Origin of the sequence: Aeromicrobium sp. CF4.19 (genome assembly GCF_051262555.1) — a bacterium.
Lineage (GTDB): Bacteria > Actinomycetota > Actinomycetes > Propionibacteriales > Nocardioidaceae > Aeromicrobium.
In genome coordinates this window covers 23,233-41,565 of sequence record NZ_JBIMEU010000011.1, presented here as the reverse complement: position 1 = coordinate 41,565, position 18,333 = coordinate 23,233, and the positions used below count along the sequence as shown (strand labels likewise).

Genomic DNA, 18,333 nt, shown 5'->3' with positions numbered 1-18,333 from the left:
TCCTGTGTCCACGCTTATTGTAAGCACTCCGCTCGGACGGCACGCACGGCATGTTCCCTCGGGATCGAAGGAGCAGGGCTGGCCTTGGGGCGGGGATGACGTGGCCGGCGAGGGACGCTGCGGACTCCCGGTGCTTCTCGCAGGAGGAGGCCAGGCCCGATCCGCCCGTCGGTGGCGACAGGGAGCCGGTCGGCTCAGCGCCGGGTCGCCCATTCCTCGCAGGTCGAACGTTCCTCGTCGCCGGGGGCGGCGACGACCTTGGTGTTCTCGATGGCGCACTCTCGCGAGCACCGCCTCCACGTCATCACCCGTCCAGGCATTGTGCGCACCGACGGTCGTCAGCGCGAGGAGAGTCGGACAGCGCAGATCCGGCGTTGAGCTTCACGATCTTCTGCACGCGTGATCCGTCGCTGTCCATGACGTCGTCGAGGAAGTAGTTGAGGATCTGTGACTCGACAGGGTCACCATCGATGAGGTACCCGCGGGCCTGCACGATGGCCAGCCCGGCATCGTTGCCTGGCTGGAAGAGACCCGACGCGAGATCAGGTCGAGGTGTTGATCCCCTGGCCCAACCGAGCTCGACCATGGCATAGGAGTGCTGCACCGTCTCGGCTGCATCGGATGGAACATCAGGGTCGACACGCCACGTGACAGGAGCACCTGGCGGCCCGTCGTCGTCGAGGGCCTCGAGGGCCTCGGCACGGGTGGTCGTGTCGTCAGTGAGACGGTCCTCGGGCACGCCGAGCGACGGCGACGCCGACGGATCTGCTGCTGTGGCCGGCGAGGACGGGGGCGCCGTCGGAGCGGGTGCGTCGTTCGACTCGCACGCCGTGAGCGACAGCGACACCAAGCACCCCAGAACCGCGATGCTGCGTGAGGCAAGCATGATCTCAGCGGGTTCCGATCGCGTCATTCTCGAACCAGCTCAGTGTCATCGTTGACATCCCCCCGGAAGACCTCGTGCACGTACATCGTAAGCATTGCGCGCGAGGGCGTGTACCTGTTGTCAGAGCCACTACACTCTGCGAAGGCAAGGGGGTCCCATGGTCGTTGAGTTCCAGAACTACGCCGATCTGCACGACGGCGTCACTGGCGACACCATCCGCGCGGCGGCGGAAGATCCTCGCCGCAACGCCGACGTGATCGCTGCTCTGGCCAGCGAGCTGGACGCCGATGAGCAGCACGTCGCCGAGGACGTCGAGGGCGACATCGAGGCCGGGACCCGGAGCGACCCCCAGCAGGCGCAGCAGGTCGCGAGCGACCTGGCCTTCGACGGGTACTACGCCGTCGGGCTGCTGACCATGTTCGCCGGCCACGTCGACACCTTCGACACCGAGGTCGAGGACCTGAACCAGCGGCTGAGGACGATCACCGCACAGCGACGGCGCCCCTTCCAGAACATGCCCGACGAGGACGTCCCCGAGTACTCCACCACCTGGTACCAGGTGAAGGCGGAGCTGCGTCCGGAGTACCAGCGGGCCGACGACCTGCTGGAGGACGGTGCCGACGAGGTGGCGCACCAGTTCGACCTCGGGGCGAGCCCGGAACGGATGAAGGAGCTCGTGGCCGACGGGTTCCTGCCGCTGGCCATGGCGGTGCAGTTCCCGTCCATCACCTACACCGATGCCGAGCTCGCCGACCTGCGAGAGCGCCTGGAGCGAGAGGGCAGGCTCGAGGACTTCTTCATCCCACCACCGCTCGGCACGTCGTCGGCGAACATCGAGAGGCTGGTCGAGCTCGCGCGACGCATGGACGTCGAGGCCACGGTCTACGCGGACGCGCTGCAGCAGATGTACGTCACTCGCGCTGCCGAGAGCGCCGGCATCGACCTCACGACGTGGGACGTCACGCAGGGTGCCAGCGGCGTCGCCGGACACTACGAGGGCACGTACGAGTACTACGCCCAGCTCTACCTGGACAACCCCGACTTCCGGTGGGCCGCGATGGCCTCGATGATCGGTCCGTCGTTCGCTGCCGGGTTCGAGGACCTGGAGTTCTTCCGCGACATCGCCGACGACCTCAGCAACATCCCTGACTACGCCCTGCCGCCTGCGCTGCGGGGTCTGGACGACCTCGCCCAGCTCGGCGAGGAGGACATCGCCTTCTACGAGCAGACCTTCCTGCAGATGCAGAAGGACATCTTCTACGACGCCTCGACGATGCACGAGGCCTACAACGATCTCGGCATGGACGGCATCGACGAGCTGCGCGAGGCCGGGCTGCTCGGCGGCGACCCGCAACAGGTGGACCAGGCGTACCAGTCCTGGGAGGCCATCGACACCGGCATCCGGACCGGCGACACCGACCTGCTCAACGAGGGGAACGAGGGCCTGCTCTACCGGGAGCAGCACTACACGATCGCCGACCAGTACGACGACATGCGCAACCGTCCGGTCACCGGCGAGGCCATGACGTACGTGATGGGCATCGTCGGTCAGCCATCCATCCCGGGCACCTCCACCCTCGGCGAGGTCGAGGGCGGGTACACCGTCGAGGTCGACACGATGCCGCTCGTGCCCGGCGTCCAGGGCGGTGAGGTGACCGTGAACCTGCCCCAGGGCAACATCTCCGACTTCGACACCCGGTGGGGTCTCATCGAGGACGACACCCTGCCGGTCTTCCTCGACCTCGTGGAGAACGACCCGGACCAGGTCGAGGACATCCTGAGCGAGTCGGTCCGTGACCGCATCGATGAGAACCGCCTCGACGAGCGCTGGCCGGACATCCTCGACTCGCTCGTCGACGGGGAGCTCCGCCTGTGGTGAGCACGTCCCGTCCGTTGCTGCTCCTTGCCATCTTCGTGCTCCTGACAGGATGTGTGACCGTGACCGAGAACGACACCGCGCGGGACGACGGCCCTGATCCCGCGGCTCGCAGCATGGTCGACGGGCTCGAGACGTGGGACCTGACGCAGGAGCCGAGTGCGGAGGCGTTCGGCATCGCCGAGGACGACCGCGCGGGCATCTACGAGACCGACGAGGCGCGCACCGTCGTGCTCCTGCTGCCGGGTGAGGAGCGGTTGGAGGTCGAGACCAAGGCGCTGTCGTTCGAGCGCACCGGTACCGCCTCGGGGGAGCGGTTCCGGCTCGGCGTGCGGGGGCCCACCGTGCCGAAGGACCAGCTCGTGGAGCAGCTGCGCTCGCTCACCGACCAGCTGGGTGTCGATCCCGCCGGTGTGGAGGACTATGCGAGCGAGCTGGCCGACGTCGACGACGAGCAGACCGAGCGGGTTCGCTACTCCTCACCGAGCGCGACGTTCGATGCCCTGGAGCTGGGGGTCTCCGCGAACGTCGCCCCGATCGCCGACGGTGGTCGCTTCGTCCTCGGTGGTGTCTGGCGGTAGCAGTGCTGTTCGTCGGGCCCACGGCGTGATCGGAGCCGTGGAGAACGGGCCCTGACCGGGGAGCCTGCAGACCGAGTCGGCGGCGACGGTGTCGACGCGCCCTGACGTGCAGAAAGGCCCCGACGATCTCGTCGGGGCCTTCGTGGACGCTCGGGGCGTCAGACAGCGGTGCTGCCGTTGATGCGATCGGCGATCGAGGTGTCCTGCGCCGCCGAGGTGTGCACGGTGCGTGCGCCCTCGTTGTCCTCGTTCCGGACGGTGGCAGCCACGTTGGCGACGTTGTTGCCGGCCGCCGTGACCTGGGTTCCCAGCAGGTTGCCCTTGTCGATCACACCGTTGGTGACGAACGCGGTCAGCGCCGACTTGATCCGACCGTGACCGATGGCGGTGGCCGAGGAGTCCAGGTTGCTGCCGAGATTCTTGCCAGCCGTCGACCCGCCGCTGCTGCGGCCGGCGATCTTGCCCCCGGTCTTGTGCAGGCCGTCGACGTTCGCGCCGACGTGGGTTCCACTCATGGAATCTGTCCTCAGGTGCTCTTGATGTTGTTGGCGGCAGACCGGACAGCAGCCGAGATGAGCGCGTCACCCTGCTCGGACGTCCGGTTGCTGGTGCGCTCGATGCCGGTGTTGATGTCCTCGGAGTGCCGGTTCGTGGACGCCTTCTGGCGCGTCAGCTCATCGGAGCCGGCGCCACCCTCGCGGGACTGGACCTGGCGCGCCGTCTGACGGTCGACGTCCTCGCCCTGGGTGCGGTGGGAGCCGACGTTGCCACGGGTGGCGTCGGTGTAGTTCTGGATGGAACCGCGATCGACGCGGACGCTGTCACTCATGATGTCTCCTGAAGTTCTCGGGTCGCTTAGGCGTGGTTGATCTTGGCCTGCAGGTCCAGCGCGGACTGGTCGAGGTTGGTGGACTCCACGCGCTGGGTCGACGTGGCGTCCTCCTCGGCTCCGGCGATGTCGCGGACGTTGCGCTGTCCACCGGAGGCGTTGGCCGTGTGCAGCGTCGCAGCGGCGGTCAGGTTGTTGGCGGCGGCGGTCGAGCCGTTGGTGGCCTGGCCGGCGAAGGCACCCTTGTTCTGACCCTGGAGGTCGGCGGAGTGTCCGTGCTGCTTCTTGGCGAGCGCGGAGATGCTCTCGCCCGAACCGGCGACGGTGCGGTTGCTCTGCTGGGCGCCCTCGTAGCCCTCGGTCAGTGAGACGCGATCTGCATTCATGGAACTTCCCCCTGTGGAGAGACGTGGTGAGTCATCACCGTACCAAGCGTCCGCGTCGGACGCACTCTCCTTGAGACGTCGGTCACACCTCGGACCCAGTCGTCTCGGCGACCGCCGTCTGCACGAGCGACGCCCCGCCGTCCCGGTTGATGTACATGGCTCTGCCCTTGGGCAGCCGACGCGAGGCGTGCCCACCGATGAGGCGCCCCTCCATGCGGTCACCGGAGAACATGAAGCCGGGAGCGCTCAGGTCGATCAGTCGCTGGATGAGCGGCTCGAACACGGCACGGCTCATGCCACCGGTGCGGCGGGCCAGGACGAGGTGGAAACCGAGGTCGCGACCCTGGGGGAGGAGATCGACGAGGCCGAGCAGCGGGTCGCCCTGCGACGTCGCCACGAGGTCGTAGTCGTCGATGATCACGAACACCTCGAGCCCCTTCCACCACGAGCGGGTCCGCAGCTGCTCCGACGTCACGTCGGGGCCGGGGACCCGGTCGTTGATGGCGCCGCCGATGCTCGCCACCATGCCGGCGGTCTGCTCCGCCCCGGTGGAGTACGCCAGGAGGTAGTCCTTCGGCACGACGTCCAGCAGGGACCGCCGGTAGTCGACCACCGCGATGCCGATCTCGTCCGACGAACGGCTCGTCACGAGGTTGTGGATGATGAGCTTCAGCAGGTTGGACTTGCCGGTCTCCCCGTCGCCGTAGACCTGCAGGTGCGGGTCGCCGCCCCACAGATCGATCTCCGCCGCACCGAGGTTGAGCTCGGAGAGGCCGACCAGGATGCCCTTGTCGCCGAGCTCGATCGGCGGCAGGTCCGCCAGCTCCACCCGACGCGGAAGCACCTGGACGCGCTCGACGCTGCGATCTCCCCACTTGTCCTTGACCGCGGCCACGAGCGTGCGCTGGTCCCGGTCGAGGTCGTGGTACTCGTCGTCGCCCATCGGGTCCGGCGCCGGCACCTCCAGCACGGGGAGGGCGGACTGGAACACGTTGGCCGCCTTGCGGGTGCCCGTGATGCCGCGGCCGGTGGAGTCCCTGGGGATCTGCTCGCTCACGGCCCGCTCGAACTCGGACTCGTACGCATCGTTCAGGCGCAGCTCGATCCGGCCGCCCATCGAGCCCTGCATGCGCATGCGCACCTGCATCGCCTGGGTCACCGTGATGACGACGTGCACGCCGAAGTTGCTGCCGCGGGCGGCGATGTCCGCGATGGCGTAGTCCAGGTCGTCCCACTCGTCACGGAAGGTGCCCCACCCGTCGACGACGAGGAAGACGTCGCCGCGCTCGCTGTCGGGGAGCTCGCCCGCGGCCCTCGCCTGGCGGAAGCCGGCCATGGACTCAAAGCCCCGCTCGCGGAACATCGCCTCACGCCGGTCGAGGATGCCCCGCACGTCGTTGACGGTCCGCTGGATGCGCTCGGGGTCGACGCGTGACGTCACCGTGGCGACGTGGGGGACGTCCTGCAGCGAGCTCAGGGACCCGCCGCCGTAGTCGATGCAGTAGAAGACGACGTCGCCCGGGGCGTAGGTCATCGCCATCGACAGCACCATGGTGCGCACGAGGACCGACTTGCCGGTCTGCGGTGAGCCGGTGACGACGAGGTTGGCCCCACCACCGGTGAAGTCCCACTCCAGTGGGAACTGATCCTGGTGCTTCGGGTCGTCGACCAGGCCCAGCACGGCTCGGCACGACGTGGCGGGGCGGGTGGTCTCCAGCGACGTCAGGTCGCCGAGGGCGAGGCTCTCGGGCAGCGGGTCCAGCCAGACGGGGCGCACGCGCGGTGCTCCCGCGCCGGCGATCCGCTCGCACAAGACGTCCAGGACGCTGGGGTCGGAGGCCGAGGCCCGTCCCGTGATGGCCTCGACGGCCTCGTCGGAGGCGGCGGCCGCCTGTTGGGCGAGCCAGGCACCGATGCCGTCCAGTGCGACGTAGGGCACCACCGGGACCGTCGTCTTGGGTCCCTCGCTCGGGGCGACGTACGGCGAGGAGACCAGCGCGGCCTTGAACCGCTCGAAGACCGTCGTGTCGACCTTGAGGTAGCCGGAACCGGGCTCGGGTGGCAGGTGGAAGGCGTCCGGCACGCCGATCGCGTCGCGGCTCTCGGACTCCGAGAAGGTGCGCAGGCTGATGCGGTAGGACAGATGTGACTCCAGGCCGCGGATCTTGCCCATCTCCAGCTTCTGGGTGGCCAGCAGCAGGTGGACGCCGATCGAGCGGCCGATGCGGCCGATCGCCACGAACATCTCGGCGAAGTCCGGCTTGGCGGTCAGGAGCTCGGAGAACTCATCGACGATGACCAGCAGGTGGGGGAGCGGCTCCAGGTCCTCGCCGGCGTCGATGCGGTCCTGGTAGGCCGTGACGTTGGGCAGGTTGCCCGCACGCTTGAGGATCTCCTGGCGTCGCTGCATCTCCCCGTAGAGGGCGTCGCGCATCCGGTCGACGAGGGTGAGGTCGTCCTGCAGGTTCGTGATGGTGCCCGCGATGTGCGGGATCTCCTCCATGGAGGCGAACGTGGCGCCGCCCTTGAAGTCCACGAGCATGAGCGCGAGCCGGTCCGGGCCGTGGCCGACGACGAGCGAGCTGACGAGGGTCCGGAGCATCTCGGACTTGCCCGAGCCGGTGGCGCCGACCACGAGCCCGTGGGGTCCCATGCCGCCGTGGGCGGACTCCTTGAGGTCCAGGATGACGCTCTGCCCGGTGGCTCCCACGCCGATCGGGACCCGCAGCAGGTCGCGCAGTGCGCGAGGGCGCCAGGTCCGGCTCGGATCGAGCCGCGCCGGGTCGTCGACCCCCAGGATCTCCGGGAGACCGACCGTGTCACTGAGACCGTCCTCGCCGACGTCCTCGTGGGTCAGGCGCAGTGCGGAGAGCTGACGGGCGATCGCCGCCTCGCTGCCGGCCGGTGCGACGTCCATCCGGAACGGCTCGGGCCGGGCCGAGGTGGTGACCGACCCGTGGTCGTCGACCTCGAGCCTGAGGTCGACGCCCTCCGGCTCGTGACGGGCCTCCCCGTGCAGGGAGATGACGTGCACGCCGAGCTGGGCCAGGGAGACGCTCGCGTCGGGGGAGAGGAGGTGCTGCCCGGTGGGCAGGCCCTCACCGTCCACCACGACCACGAGATGGGTGGGCTGCACGTTCTCCCCACCTCGTGATCGGGAGTGCCGGTCCAGCCGGGCCTCCAGGTCGGGTGCGAGCAGCTCGGCCATCGCGGCGATGGACGTGGCCACGCGTCTGCCCTGCAGGTCGCCGTCCAGGCGGGTGGACTCCTGCACGTGGGGGAGCCACTTGGTCCAGTCCCACGCGGCGGCCGTGTCGTCGGAGCGCACGACGGCGACCTGCACGTCGTTCGGGCTCTGCAGGGTCACCATCTGCAGCAGCACGTGGGTCGCCAGGGCGCGCCTGGCCGCGGGGTTCCCGATGACGCTCAGCTGACCGATCCGTGCCAGCGGCACCACGATCGGCTGGTCGCGCAGCGTGGCGTAGCGCTGCTGCATCTCCTGGGCTGCCTGCAGGCAGACGGGGTCGAAGTCGTTGAGGGGCCCGGTGTCGGCCTCCATCGTGAGCCCCGCCGCCAGGGCGACGTCGCCGGTGCCCAGCCGTGCCGCGAGGAAGTCCCCGTGCGAGGCGCGACGCTCCCACCGACGATTCTCGTCGCACGCGATGTCGTACAGCTGCTCGGCTCGGGGGTGCCGCCAGGCCTGCTCCGCGCGCTGGGCGAAGATCTGGTCCCGGACGGTGTGCCGCAGTGACTCGATGTAGTCGAGGTAGCGCTCGCGGCTCTCCCGCACCTGGCGCTTCGTGCCGCTGCGCTGGGAGATCACCATGAGCGCCCCGATCGCGATGGCGCCGATGAGCGCGAGGAAGGCTGCGACCGCGACGATGGGGCGGTCCTTCTGGGTGATCGCGATCGTGATGGAGCCGGTCCCACCCATGATCGGCATCATCATCATGCCCGCGCCCGCCATCGGTGGCGCGCCCTGGCCGCGGTTGGGGGGCGGCTCGATGCTCAGGGGCTGCGAGGTCCGCTGCGGGGGCGCGAGTCGGGTCGGTCTCTTGACCAGGGTCGTCGTCACGGTGGCACCCGTCTGTCGCGTCGTGCAGGAAGTGTTGCGGCAACGCTATGCTCACCACCGCCGAGGACATCCGCAAGGTCGGGTGCACGACGGCGCTCGCAACACGGGGCAGTGACACACAGGGCGACACCGAGGGGGTCCACGTGCTGACGGCGTACAGCCGGGTCACGGTGGTGACCGCGCAGCGCACCATCGATCTTGCCCTGCCCAGCGGCCTCCCGCTCGCGGACGTGATGCCGCAAATCATGCGTTATGCCGCGCCCGAGCGCGGCGAGCAAGTCCCCACCAGCTGGACGCTCGGCCGCCTGGGCGGGCCGACCCTTCCCCTGGTGCAGACGCTGGAGGACGCCGGCGTGCTGGACGGGGACGTCCTGGAGCTGCGCTCCCAGCAGGACGATGTCTCCCCGGCCCTCGTGGAGGACGTGCGTGACGCAGTCGAGGACAGCGTCGACGTCGCCGGTGGCGTGTGGACCACCCGCACGACGGGCTCCTTCGCCGTGCTGGCGAGCGTCGCCCTCCTCGGCGCCTGGGCCCTGGCGGCCCTGGTCGCGGGGGTCGTCGGCACCGCCTCCCTGGCCGACCTCGCCGAGCCGGTCGCAGCCGCCACCGCCGTCATCGGGCTGCTGGGTGCCACCTGGTGGGCCGGCGCCAACGTGCGGCCCGTCGACGCCCAGGTGGCGGCCGGCGTCGCGATGCTCTGGGGGGTCCTCCTGGGCCGTTCGGTCGGCGAGCGGCTGGAGCTCGAGCCCGTCCTGGTGCTGGCGTGCGCCGCCCTGGCGATGGCGCTGGTGGCCGGTCTCGCTCGGCTCGTCACCGCGACGGCCACGGCCCACGCGGCCTTCGGCGTGGTCGTCCTGCTGGCCGCCGCGACCCAGGCCGTCGTCGGGGTGGCGGACGTCTCCTCGATGCAGAGCGTCCGGGTGCTGCCCGTGCTCGGTCTTCTCGTCGTGGGGATCCTGCCCCGGGTGTCGCTGTCGGTGGGCGGCCTGGCCAGCGCCGACTACCGCGTCCGGCACGTCGGCACCCTCGACCTGGCCGCCCTGCGGTTCCGCTACCGCTCCAGCAACGCGATCCTCGTGGGCGCGCTCGTGGGCATCTCCGCCGTCGTCGTCGCCGCCGGGGCCTGGTTGGACGTCTCCGGCGAGCCCTGGGACCGCACCCTCGCCCTCGCCCTCGCCGCCGCAGCCGTGATGCGATCACGACTGTTCTCCCGCACGCAGCACGTGGTGCCGCTGCGGGTCGCGGGGGTGGCCGTCGCGGCGCTGGCCGCCGTGCGCCTGGTCGCCCAGGACACCCAGTGGGTGCCGTACCTGATTCCCGTCACGGTGGTGGCCGCCGCCGTGGCGTACGGCCTGGCCGCCCTCTCGATCTCCGAGATCACCCGCGCCCGGGTGAAGCGGACCCTGAACATCGTCGAGTTCCTCGCGATCGTGACGCTGCTGGTGCTGCTCGCAGGGGCGGTCGGGATCTACGACCAGCTGGGAGGTCTGATCTGATGAGCGACGACGAGCAGCGCCCCGGGGACGAGTCCGAGCCCGCGCCCGATCTCGCGGCGGTGCGCCGCCGCCAGGCACAGGGCAGCGCTTCGGACCTCGCGCGGATGGGCATCGACCCACGCAGCCTCGGGCTCGCGGAAGACCAGGACCCTGAGACGATCGAGTCGCGTCCCACGGAGCCGCAGGACGATGCCGGGTCCGCATCGGTCGTGCCGCTGCGCCCGGGGCTCGGCGGGTCCTCGGACCAGCCGCTGCTGTCCCCGGCCGGGCCGAGCGGGCCGAGCCCGGAGCAGACCACGGCGGAGCCCGCGCAGACCTCGCGTCCCAGCACGACGGTGGAGCAGCTCCTGTCCCGAACGGCCGCGAGCACGCGCCCACCGCGACAGGCCGGTCGACTGCTCCGTGCCGTCACGCGTGGCCTCGTCACCGCCGACGCCGCGGAGTCCGTGCTGGGGGACCGTGAGGTGGTCGAGGCCGTTCGGCACCGCCAGAGCGATCGTCGAGTGGTGGCCTTCATGGCCGGGAAGGGAGGCGTGGGCTGCACGACCACGGCGGTCGGTGCCGGTACGTGCTTCGCCGCGATGCGTGAGGACCGCTCGGCGGTGGTGGACGTGCAGCAGGGTTCGGTGCCGCTCTCTGCCGTGCTCGGCGCGTCCACCGGTCTCGACCTGACCGGGGTCGCCGGTCTGGACACCGACACCCCGATCCCGACCGCGGTCTCAGGGCTCGGGCTGGTCGACGCGGTCGAGTGGGACCTCTCTACGACCCGGCGCGATGTCGGCGGAGCCCTCGAGCGACTCGGCGCGGACCACACCTTCGCCCTGCTGGACGCCGGCGACTCACCGGGCGAGGCCGCCCACGCCGCCGTCGCCCGCGCCGACCAGGTCGTCATCGTCACCAGCGCAGGTGGCCTCGGTCTGAGTGCCCTGGAGGTGGCCCTGGACCGTGCTCGCAGCATCAACCCGGCAGCAGCCGAACGAGCGGTCCACGTCGTGGTCTGCCCGCACGAGGAGGCGTACCGGACGGTGCATCGCGAGGTGGTCTCCAGGCTCGGTCAGCAGCCGGCAGCGATTGTCGTTGTGCCGCCGGACCCCCACCTGGCGCAGGGTCAGCCCTACGACCCCGCTCGCGTGTCGGCCACGACCCGCGAGGCGTTCGTCCGTGTCGCCGCGGCCATCGCGCTGGGGGGCTCGCGATGAGCGACGAGAAGGACACGGACTCCCAGCCGCCACCCAAGGCGCCTCCCACCCTGGCGATGCAGAACACTCCCAACGCGGAGCGGTACGTCCTTGAGGCGGACGCGATGCGGCGGCGCCAGATGCGCTCCGCGCTGCTGCACGGCAGCCGCAAGACCTGGCGCGAGCACCAGCGGGTGTGGCCCGCCGTCGTCGTCGGCCTCATCGTGGTGGGGGTCATCATCGCCGGCATCGCCGTGATGGATGCCTTCCGGGTGACCCAGGAGAACCAGCGCGAGCAGGAGCGGGAGCAGGAGCAGCCGCCTGCCACGGCTCCCGCCGATCCCGGGGCGCAGGAGCCGGGCGGATCGGACCCGACGCCGCAGCCACAGCCGACGGACCTCCCGCAGGACGTCGCTCCCTCCGTCCCGACCACTCCGACGCCCGCCGAGTGACCCGGCCGAGTGACGGGCGGGGAGTCGCGGAGGTGGTCCGGTCGCCTGCGGCGTGCGAGGCACCACGCTGCGTGTACCGTGTCGCTCGCTGAGGTCAACCCGGGGGCATGGCAGAGCTCGCTCGCCTCCGTCCAGGAGAGGTAGAAGCGATGGCGAAGACACGTTCGGGCGGTGCGCAGGTCTCGCGCCTGCCATCGACACGTGAGTCCAGACCCGCCCTCATCGGGCTCGCGGTCCTGCTCATCGTCGGTGGTGCCCTCGCGTCGGCGTGGCTCGCCATCCAGTCGGGCAACCGCGCCTTCTACGTCCAGGTGGGGCAGGAGGTCGCGCAGGGCGCCCAGATCACCGAGGAGGACCTCGACCGCGTCAGCCTCCCCGAGAACTTCGACGCCGGCATCCCGGCCGATGACGTGGACGACATGGTCGGGCAGTCGGCGACCACCAGGCTGCTCCCCGGCACGGTCCTCACGCCGGACATGGTCTCGGAGGAGTCCGGCGTCGCGGCGAACCAGACCCAGCTCACCGTCCCGGTCGATGCGACCCCGTTCATCCGACGCCTGCAGGCCGGCGCGCAGCTCGCACTGAACGTGGGCGGCGGGGAGACGGGAGGACGTCAGGCCGTCTTCGCCGAGCTCGTCTCGGTCGGTGACTCCGAGGAGGGCGGCATCGGTTCCGTGAGCGGGGACGAGCTCCCGGTGGTCGTCTCCATCGACCTCTCCTGCCTGTCGGTCATCTCCCAGGGCATCGAGGACAACGCCGTGACACCCGCGCTCATCGGTGGCGGCGCCGAGCAGTCGGTACCGCGCACCTGCGGAGGCTGATCGCCATGGCACTGCTGACCCTCGCCTCGGCCAAGGGATCACCGGGCGTCACGACGGCGGCGATGCTGTTCGGAGCACTGTGGCCCCGTCCCAGCGTCGTGCTGGAGGCCGATCCCTCCGGTGGCGACATCGCACTGCGGATGCCGGCTGCCGACGGCGCGGCGCTCGACTCCCAGATGGGCCTTTCCAGCCTCGTCGCAGCGGGTCGCAAGTCGCTGTACCCCGCCCTGGTCGACGTGCACGCGCAGCGGCTGGTGGGCGGCCAGAAGGTCATGGTCGGTGTCGCGACTCCCGAGCAGGCGCGAGGCATCACCCAGTGGGACACCTTGGGCCGCCTCTTCGCCGAGCTGCCCGGACACGACACGATCGCCGATCTCGGCCGGGTCGGGGCGGGCACGCCCCAGAACAGCCTGGTGGAGGCCTCCGCTGCCTGCGTGCTGGTCGTCGACACCCTTCCCAGCAACGTCGTCCACCTGCGCGAGCGCATCCGCCGGCTGCAGGAGACCTTCGGCCGCATGAGCGGGCCGGCGCTGTCCGTGGTCGTGGTGGCACCGCCCAAGCGATCACGAGCGGTCCGTGAGGTGCGTGAGGCCCTGGAGAAGAGCGAGCTCGACGTCGGGGCGGTCCACCACCTCGCGTACGACCCCGCCGGTGCGGCGTTCTTCCTGGGCCAGATCACCGGCAACCCGGGACGCACCCAGCTGGTCCGCTCGGCCCAGCCGATCGTCGAGGACCTCGCGCGGCAGACGGAGTCGTCGTTCGTCGCGCCCGAGGCGGCGTCACCCGCGGGCGACGCCGAGCAGGAGGTGACGTCATGACCGACCACGACCTCGTGCGCACGCTGCGCGTCCAGGTGGCCGACCGGCTGAACGAGCAGAGACGTCGCGACCAGATGAACGGCGTGACGGCGATGAGCGTCGAGGACGAGCGCGAGTACGCCCGCTCGCTCATCATCCAGGTGCTGGAGGACCACGCACGCTACGAGGTGGCCGAAGGGCGCCGGCCGCTCTCGTCGGAGGGTGAGCGCGAGGTCGCGACGGCCATCCACTCGGCACTGTTCGGCGTGGGCCGGCTCCAGCCCCTGCTGGAGGACCCCGAGGTCGAGAACATCGACATCAACGGTCACGACAACGTCTTCGTCCAGTACGGCGACGGTCGTGAGGAGCGCCACCCCGACGTCGCCGAGAGCGACGAGGAGCTCGTCGAGCTGATCCAGGTGCTGGCTGCCCACACGGGACTGTCCAGCCGACCCTTCGACTCGGCCAACCCGCAGCTGGACCTCAGGCTCCCGGACGGCTCCCGGCTCTCAGCGGTCATGAACGTGTGCGCCCGGCCCTCGATCTCGGTGCGCAAGGCACGGCTCGGGCGGGTCTTCCTCGATGAGCTGATCGCCAACGGCACCGTCTCCCGCAGCGTCGGCTCCTTCCTCAAGGCGGCCGTGCGAGCCCGCAAGAACATCATGATCGCCGGCGCCACCAACGCCGGCAAGACCACGATGCTGCGGGCGATCGCCAACGAGATCAAGCCGTCCGAGCGCATCATCACCGTCGAGCGCGCGCTCGAGCTCGGCCTGGGGGAGGACGTGGAGCTGCACCCCAACGTGATCTCGTTCGAGGAGCGGCTGCCCAACTCCGAGGGGCTCGGCAGCGTCACGATGGCAGACCTCGTCCGGCGCTCGCTGCGCATGAACCCCTCCCGGGTCATCGTGGGCGAGGTGCTCGGTGACGAGATCGTCACGATGCTCAACGCGATGAGCCAGGGCAACGACGGCTCCCTGTCCACGATCCACGCCAACTCCTCGCTCGAGGTCTTCAACCGCATCGGCACCTACGCGATCCAGAGCCGCGAGCGGCTGCCGCTGGAGGCCACGACGATGCTCGTCGCCGGCGCGCTCGACTTCGTCGTCTTCCTGCGCAAGCACAACGACCACGACGAGGGCGGCAGCCAGTCGCGCATCGTGGAGAGCGTCCGCGAGGTCGTCGGGCACGACGGGCAGGTGCTCTCCAGCGAGATCTTCGCCCCCGACGCCACCGGCCGCGCGGTGCCGCACGCGCCCATCTCGTGCTTCGACGACCTGCGCGAGCACGGGTACGACCCGGAGGTCCACGGCGAATGGGCCTGATCGTCGAGTCGCTGCGCCTGCCGCTCGCCCTGACCGCCGGGACCCTCATGGGGCTCGGGCTGGCGTTGCTGCTGCTGACCCTGCGGGGGGAGGACGTCCTGCCACGCCGGATCGCTGCAGGGGCCCGGCGCGCACCGTCGGCGACGTCGCGGCGTCGCGTCCGCCAGCTGCTCGGGGGCCTCGTCGTCGCCGTCGTCGTGCTGGCCATGACCAGGTGGATCGTGCTGGCCGTCGTGCTGGGCGCGATCGTCGCGATGTGGGACCGGCTCTTCGGAGGCGTGCGTCAGGAGCGTGCCGCGATCGTCCGGGCCGAGGGTCTGGCCACGTGGATCGAGGCGCTGCGCGACACGATCGCGGGGGCAGTGGGCCTGGAGCAGGCCATCCCGGCGACGGCCGTCAACGCCGCACCGTCGATCCGTCCCTCGCTCAACCTCCTGGTCGACCGGTTGCGGGTCCGCGACCCGTTGCCCGACGCCCTGATGAAGTTCGCCGACGACCTCGACGACTCCTCGGCGGACCTCGTCGTGGCAGCCTTGGTGCTGAACTCGCGGCTGCGTGGACCCGGCCTGCGCGACGTGCTCACCGCCCTGGCCACGGCGGCCCGCGACGAGCTCGACGTGCGGCGGCGGGTCGAGGCGAGCCGGCGCAGCACGCGGCGCAGCGTCCAGGTCGTCGTCGGCGTCATCCTCGCCGTCGCCGGTGGCCTCGTGCTGTTCAACCAGGAGTACATGCAGCCCTACGGCACGCTCGTGGGACAGGCCGTCCTGGCGGGCGTCCTGGCAGTGTTCGGCGTGAGCGTGCTGTGGCTGCGCCGTCTCTCCGGCGTCGAGGAGCCGCAGCGCTTCCTCATCACCACCAAGAAGGTGGGCGCATGATCCCCGAGCTGCTGGCCGGCGCCGTCCTGGGCGGAGGGGTGGCGCTGCTGGCGATGCTGCTGACGCGCCCGCAGCCCGGCGTCGCCGCCACTCTGGCCCGCATCGATCGCAGCAGGAGCCGGTCCGCCCTGACGCAGAGCGCCGCCACGAGCAAGGCCGAGGGTCGCCTGGACCGGGCCCGCCACACGATCGGCGCGCGGCTCGAGGCGGAGGCCTCCGTGCGCGGCTGGCAGCTGAGCCGCACACGCACCGACCTCGCGGTGATGAACCGCACGGTGACCCACCACCTCGGCACCAAGGCGCTGCTGGCCCTGGCGGCCTTCGTGTGGTTCCCGGGTGTCGTGACGCTGCTGGGCTTCGCCAGCTCGGTCGGTGTGCCCCTCATCGTGGCGATCGCTGCCGGCGCGCTCGGCTTCATCCTGCCGGACCTGCAGCTGCGCCGGGAGGCTGAGAACCGACGGCGAGACTTCCGACACGTCGTCGGCTCGTTCCTGGACCTCGTGGCGATGAACCTCGCCGGTGGACGCGGCCTGCCCGAGGCCCTCATGGCCGCCTCGTCGTTCGGCGACCACTGGGCGATGGTGCGCCTGCGGCAGGCACTCTCCAACGCGCGCATCATGGGCTGGACCCCGTGGGAGAGCATCGCCCGTCTGGGGGAGGACCTCGGGGTCGATGAGCTGCGTGACCTCGCATCGGCGCTCGCGCTGGCCGGCGACGAGGGGGCGCGCATCCGTTCCTCGCTCATGGCGCGAGCCGAGAGCATGCGGCGCAAGGAGCTCGTCGACGTCGAGGGCGCGGCCGGCGAGTCGTCCCAGTCGATGTTGCTGGCACAGCTGCTGATGTGCATCGCGTTCTTGATATTCTTGTCCTACCCTGCGATCAGCCAGCTGAGCTGAGTCACCCCCATCATCTCTCGTTCGAAGGAGGCGCCGTGGCGCCCGAACTGTTCTACGCCAAGGCGGTCATCATGTTCGTGCGCGCCCGTGCCGACGAGGCCCGCCGTCAGGGACGCAACGAGCTGGGGGCCTCGGCGATCGAGTGGGCCATCATCTCCGGCGTCCTCGTGCTCCTCGCCCTGCTGCTCGCCCGCGTCATCCAAGGCGTCGTCGAGGACAACGCCAGCAAGATCGAGCAGGGCAGCGGCGGCTGAGCGAGCCATGCATGGACTCCAGGGGCGGGGGCGGCGCCGAGATGACCGCGGCACCAGCGCGCTGGAGTTCTCCATCATCGCGCCGGTCTTCCTGCTGCTGATCTTCACGATCATCCAGGCCGGCCTGTACTTCTATGCCCGCAACACCGCGCAGTCGGCCTCGCGCGAGGGAGTCTCCTACCTCCGTCTTGCCGGGAACAACTCCGACCCGGAGGCCTTCCGCTCCGCGGCGGAGGAGCTCACCGAGGGCTACGCCTCCAAGCTGGGACGCCTGCAGGACGTCGAGGCGTACGGCACGATCAACGTCGACAACGGCCGGGTCTCGATGCTCGTGGTCGGCAGCGTGGTGCTGCCGCTCGGGGGCGACGTCGAGGTGCAGCAGCGATCGACCGCCACCTTGGAGCAGTTCCGCGGCGACCTGCGGGACGGGCCGTGAGCCGCGGACCCTGCCGATCGCGGGGGACGGCGAGCCTGGAGCTGGTGATCGTGGCTCCCTTCCTGCTGGCCCTGATGATGCTGATCATCGCCTTCGGTCGTTATGCCCAGACCGAGAACCTCATCGACCAGGCCGCGAGAGACGCCACGCGTGCCGCGACGGCCCAGAACGAGCGAGGTGCGGTGGCCGGGGTGACCGAGCGCGTCGCGACGCAGGCGATGGCCGATGCCCCGGCGTCGTGCCGAAGCTCGGCCGAGGTGGAGCCGCCGGTCCTGACGCCGGGCGCCTTCTCGCTGCCGGACCCGAACGACCCACTCGCGATCGACTCGGTCTCGGTGACCGTGCGCTGCACGCTGGACCTCGGTGACCTCGCGGCGCTGCCGCTGCGGTCCGTCGACATCTCGCGGACGTTCACCAGTCCCCTCGATCGCTACCGGGGCTACCGATGATGCGGATCGGCCGCGACGAGCGCGGCTCGATCACGCCGTTCGTGGTGATCGTCTCCCTGGCGATCATCATGCTGGCCGCCCTGGTGATCGACGGTGGTCGCCAGCTCAACGGCAAGGGTCGTGCCATCGCCTACGCCCAGGAGGCCGCCCGGGCGGGCGCCCAGGCCGTGGACGTCGCGGACCCGGAGCTGAACCTCGTGCCGCGCCTGGCCCTGCAGGCCGCCCGGGACTACTGCGAGCTGGCGCGGTCCGCGGACGACCAGCTCACGCTCTGCCGGCCCGGCCTCACCACCATCAACGACCCGGCGGGCGCCTTCACCGCCGTCACCGTGACGGTGCGGGTCGAGTCCGACGCCATCCTGCTGGGCATCATCGGCCGATCGGTCCTGCGTTCCACAGGTACGGCGCTCGCACGACCCGTCAGCGGCATCTCCGGTCCCGACAGCGGCAAGGTCTCCACGCTCGGCCCGCCATCGTTGGCCCCGCCGGGCGAGGGGCAGCCACCCGCGACGCTTCCGCCGGAGCCGGACGAGACCATCGAGCCCTGCATCCCGCGCGACGAGGCGGAGGACGAGGAAGAGGAAGAGGACGAGGACCCACCGGAGGATCCACCCGGTGACGACGAGGACGACGAGGACGAGGACCTCGAGGTCTGTCCCGAGCCCGAGCCGGACGCGGAGTAGCGGACCCAGGCGCGGGTGTGGCGTGTGCCCCATGGGCA

The 18,333-nt window shown here is 70.6% G+C and carries 19 protein-coding genes; 14 read left to right on the top strand and 5 right to left on the bottom strand.

The window, feature by feature from the left end:
- Positions 1-304: 304 nt before the first annotated feature.
- On the bottom strand, positions 305-886 hold the full coding sequence (locus tag ACHAAC_RS16635; RefSeq protein WP_435717437.1) for a hypothetical protein: 582 nt from the start codon (positions 884-886) through the stop codon (positions 305-307).
- Between the two features lie 157 nt (positions 887-1,043).
- Here ACHAAC_RS16635 and ACHAAC_RS16630 point away from each other — a divergent pair, with 157 nt between their 5' ends.
- Complete coding sequence (locus ACHAAC_RS16630) at positions 1,044-2,765, top strand: hypothetical protein (RefSeq protein WP_435717436.1); 1,722 nt, start codon at positions 1,044-1,046, stop codon at positions 2,763-2,765.
- A gap of 59 nt (positions 2,766-2,824) precedes the next feature.
- Entirely contained in the window at positions 2,825-3,343 is a 519-nt protein-coding gene (locus tag ACHAAC_RS16625) for a hypothetical protein (RefSeq protein WP_435717435.1), read from the top strand.
- Between the two features lie 158 nt (positions 3,344-3,501).
- On the opposite strand, the gene ACHAAC_RS16620 is transcribed toward ACHAAC_RS16625, so the two are convergent.
- The 4 genes from ACHAAC_RS16620 to eccCa all read right to left on the bottom strand — a co-directional run bounded on the left by ACHAAC_RS16620 (position 3,502) and on the right by eccCa (position 8,633).
- Positions 3,502-3,858: a hypothetical protein gene (locus ACHAAC_RS16620; RefSeq protein ID WP_435717434.1), complete on the bottom strand. Its 357-nt coding sequence runs from the start codon at positions 3,856-3,858 to the stop codon at positions 3,502-3,504.
- 11 nt (positions 3,859-3,869) lie between these two features.
- A complete protein-coding gene (locus tag ACHAAC_RS16615) occupies positions 3,870-4,172 on the bottom strand; it encodes a hypothetical protein (RefSeq protein WP_435717433.1) in 303 nt (100 codons plus the stop codon).
- A 26-nt stretch (positions 4,173-4,198) separates the two neighbouring features.
- Positions 4,199-4,558 carry a hypothetical protein gene (locus tag ACHAAC_RS16610; protein WP_435717432.1) on the bottom strand — a complete coding sequence of 120 codons (360 nt, stop codon included), beginning with the start codon at positions 4,556-4,558 and terminating at the stop codon, positions 4,199-4,201.
- A gap of 82 nt (positions 4,559-4,640) precedes the next feature.
- Positions 4,641-8,633: a type VII secretion protein EccCa gene (eccCa, locus tag ACHAAC_RS16605; RefSeq protein WP_435717431.1), complete on the bottom strand. Its 3,993-nt coding sequence runs from the start codon at positions 8,631-8,633 to the stop codon at positions 4,641-4,643.
- A 47-nt stretch (positions 8,634-8,680) separates the two neighbouring features.
- Here eccCa and eccD point away from each other — a divergent pair, with 47 nt between their 5' ends.
- The 12 genes from eccD (at position 8,681) to ACHAAC_RS16545 (ending at position 18,295) form a co-directional block, all read left to right on the top strand.
- Positions 8,681-10,129: a type VII secretion integral membrane protein EccD gene (gene eccD / locus ACHAAC_RS16600; protein WP_435717430.1), complete on the top strand. Its 1,449-nt coding sequence runs from the start codon at positions 8,681-8,683 to the stop codon at positions 10,127-10,129.
- Positions 10,129-11,328: a MinD/ParA family ATP-binding protein gene (locus ACHAAC_RS16595; protein WP_435717429.1), complete on the top strand. Its 1,200-nt coding sequence runs from the start codon at positions 10,129-10,131 to the stop codon at positions 11,326-11,328. The genes eccD and ACHAAC_RS16595 overlap by 1 nt, the downstream gene beginning before the upstream one ends.
- Positions 11,325-11,759 carry a hypothetical protein gene (locus ACHAAC_RS16590; protein WP_435717428.1) on the top strand — a complete coding sequence of 145 codons (435 nt, stop codon included), beginning with the start codon at positions 11,325-11,327 and terminating at the stop codon, positions 11,757-11,759. Before ACHAAC_RS16595 ends, ACHAAC_RS16590 begins: the two co-directional genes overlap by 4 nt.
- Positions 11,760-11,908: 149 nt before the next feature.
- Entirely contained in the window at positions 11,909-12,580 is a 672-nt protein-coding gene (locus tag ACHAAC_RS16585; RefSeq protein ID WP_435717427.1) for an SAF domain-containing protein, read from the top strand.
- A 5-nt stretch (positions 12,581-12,585) separates the two neighbouring features.
- Positions 12,586-13,398 (top strand): hypothetical protein, encoded by an 813-nt coding sequence (locus ACHAAC_RS16580; protein ID WP_435717426.1) that lies wholly within the window; start codon positions 12,586-12,588, stop codon positions 13,396-13,398.
- A complete protein-coding gene (locus ACHAAC_RS16575; protein ID WP_435717425.1) occupies positions 13,395-14,702 on the top strand; it encodes a CpaF family protein in 1,308 nt (435 codons plus the stop codon). Before ACHAAC_RS16580 ends, ACHAAC_RS16575 begins: the two co-directional genes overlap by 4 nt.
- Positions 14,693-15,577 carry a type II secretion system F family protein gene (locus tag ACHAAC_RS16570; protein WP_435717424.1) on the top strand — a complete coding sequence of 295 codons (885 nt, stop codon included), beginning with the start codon at positions 14,693-14,695 and terminating at the stop codon, positions 15,575-15,577. Before ACHAAC_RS16575 ends, ACHAAC_RS16570 begins: the two co-directional genes overlap by 10 nt.
- Positions 15,574-16,473, top strand: coding sequence for a type II secretion system F family protein (locus ACHAAC_RS16565; RefSeq protein WP_435717423.1), 900 nt, complete (start codon positions 15,574-15,576; stop codon positions 16,471-16,473). The genes ACHAAC_RS16570 and ACHAAC_RS16565 overlap by 4 nt, the downstream gene beginning before the upstream one ends.
- A gap of 35 nt (positions 16,474-16,508) precedes the next feature.
- Positions 16,509-16,727, top strand: a complete 219-nt coding sequence (locus ACHAAC_RS16560; protein ID WP_435717422.1) for a hypothetical protein — start codon at positions 16,509-16,511, stop codon at positions 16,725-16,727.
- A gap of 7 nt (positions 16,728-16,734) precedes the next feature.
- Entirely contained in the window at positions 16,735-17,163 is a 429-nt protein-coding gene (locus ACHAAC_RS16555) for a TadE family protein (RefSeq protein WP_435717421.1), read from the top strand.
- Positions 17,160-17,612, top strand: a complete 453-nt coding sequence (locus ACHAAC_RS16550; protein WP_435717420.1) for a TadE/TadG family type IV pilus assembly protein — start codon at positions 17,160-17,162, stop codon at positions 17,610-17,612. Before ACHAAC_RS16555 ends, ACHAAC_RS16550 begins: the two co-directional genes overlap by 4 nt.
- Positions 17,609-18,295, top strand: coding sequence for a TadE/TadG family type IV pilus assembly protein (locus tag ACHAAC_RS16545; protein WP_435717419.1), 687 nt, complete (start codon positions 17,609-17,611; stop codon positions 18,293-18,295). The genes ACHAAC_RS16550 and ACHAAC_RS16545 overlap by 4 nt, the downstream gene beginning before the upstream one ends.
- Positions 18,296-18,333 lie beyond the last annotated feature (38 nt).

What these genes read in the sequence shown, in the direction of transcription:
- ACHAAC_RS16630 (WP_435717436.1), top strand. Translation starts at nt 1,044, where the DNA reads ATGGTCGTTGAGTTCCAGAACTACGCCGATCTGCACGACGGCGTCACT.
- ACHAAC_RS16610 (WP_435717432.1), bottom strand. Translation starts at nt 4,558, where the DNA reads ATGAATGCAGATCGCGTCTCACTGACCGAGGGCTACGAGGGCGCCCAG.
- ACHAAC_RS16635 (WP_435717437.1), bottom strand. Translation starts at nt 886, where the DNA reads ATGCTTGCCTCACGCAGCATCGCGGTTCTGGGGTGCTTGGTGTCGCTG.
- ACHAAC_RS16545 (WP_435717419.1), top strand. Translation starts at nt 17,609, where the DNA reads ATGATGCGGATCGGCCGCGACGAGCGCGGCTCGATCACGCCGTTCGTG.
- ACHAAC_RS16615 (WP_435717433.1), bottom strand. Translation starts at nt 4,172, where the DNA reads ATGAGTGACAGCGTCCGCGTCGATCGCGGTTCCATCCAGAACTACACC.
- ACHAAC_RS16565 (WP_435717423.1), top strand. Translation starts at nt 15,574, where the DNA reads ATGATCCCCGAGCTGCTGGCCGGCGCCGTCCTGGGCGGAGGGGTGGCG.
- eccD (WP_435717430.1), top strand. Translation starts at nt 8,681, where the DNA reads ATGCTCACCACCGCCGAGGACATCCGCAAGGTCGGGTGCACGACGGCG.
- ACHAAC_RS16570 (WP_435717424.1), top strand. Translation starts at nt 14,693, where the DNA reads ATGGGCCTGATCGTCGAGTCGCTGCGCCTGCCGCTCGCCCTGACCGCC.
- ACHAAC_RS16595 (WP_435717429.1), top strand. Translation starts at nt 10,129, where the DNA reads ATGAGCGACGACGAGCAGCGCCCCGGGGACGAGTCCGAGCCCGCGCCC.
- ACHAAC_RS16555 (WP_435717421.1), top strand. Translation starts at nt 16,735, where the DNA reads ATGCATGGACTCCAGGGGCGGGGGCGGCGCCGAGATGACCGCGGCACC.
- ACHAAC_RS16590 (WP_435717428.1), top strand. Translation starts at nt 11,325, where the DNA reads ATGAGCGACGAGAAGGACACGGACTCCCAGCCGCCACCCAAGGCGCCT.
- ACHAAC_RS16585 (WP_435717427.1), top strand. Translation starts at nt 11,909, where the DNA reads ATGGCGAAGACACGTTCGGGCGGTGCGCAGGTCTCGCGCCTGCCATCG.
- ACHAAC_RS16580 (WP_435717426.1), top strand. Translation starts at nt 12,586, where the DNA reads ATGGCACTGCTGACCCTCGCCTCGGCCAAGGGATCACCGGGCGTCACG.
- ACHAAC_RS16620 (WP_435717434.1), bottom strand. Translation starts at nt 3,858, where the DNA reads ATGAGTGGAACCCACGTCGGCGCGAACGTCGACGGCCTGCACAAGACC.
- ACHAAC_RS16575 (WP_435717425.1), top strand. Translation starts at nt 13,395, where the DNA reads ATGACCGACCACGACCTCGTGCGCACGCTGCGCGTCCAGGTGGCCGAC.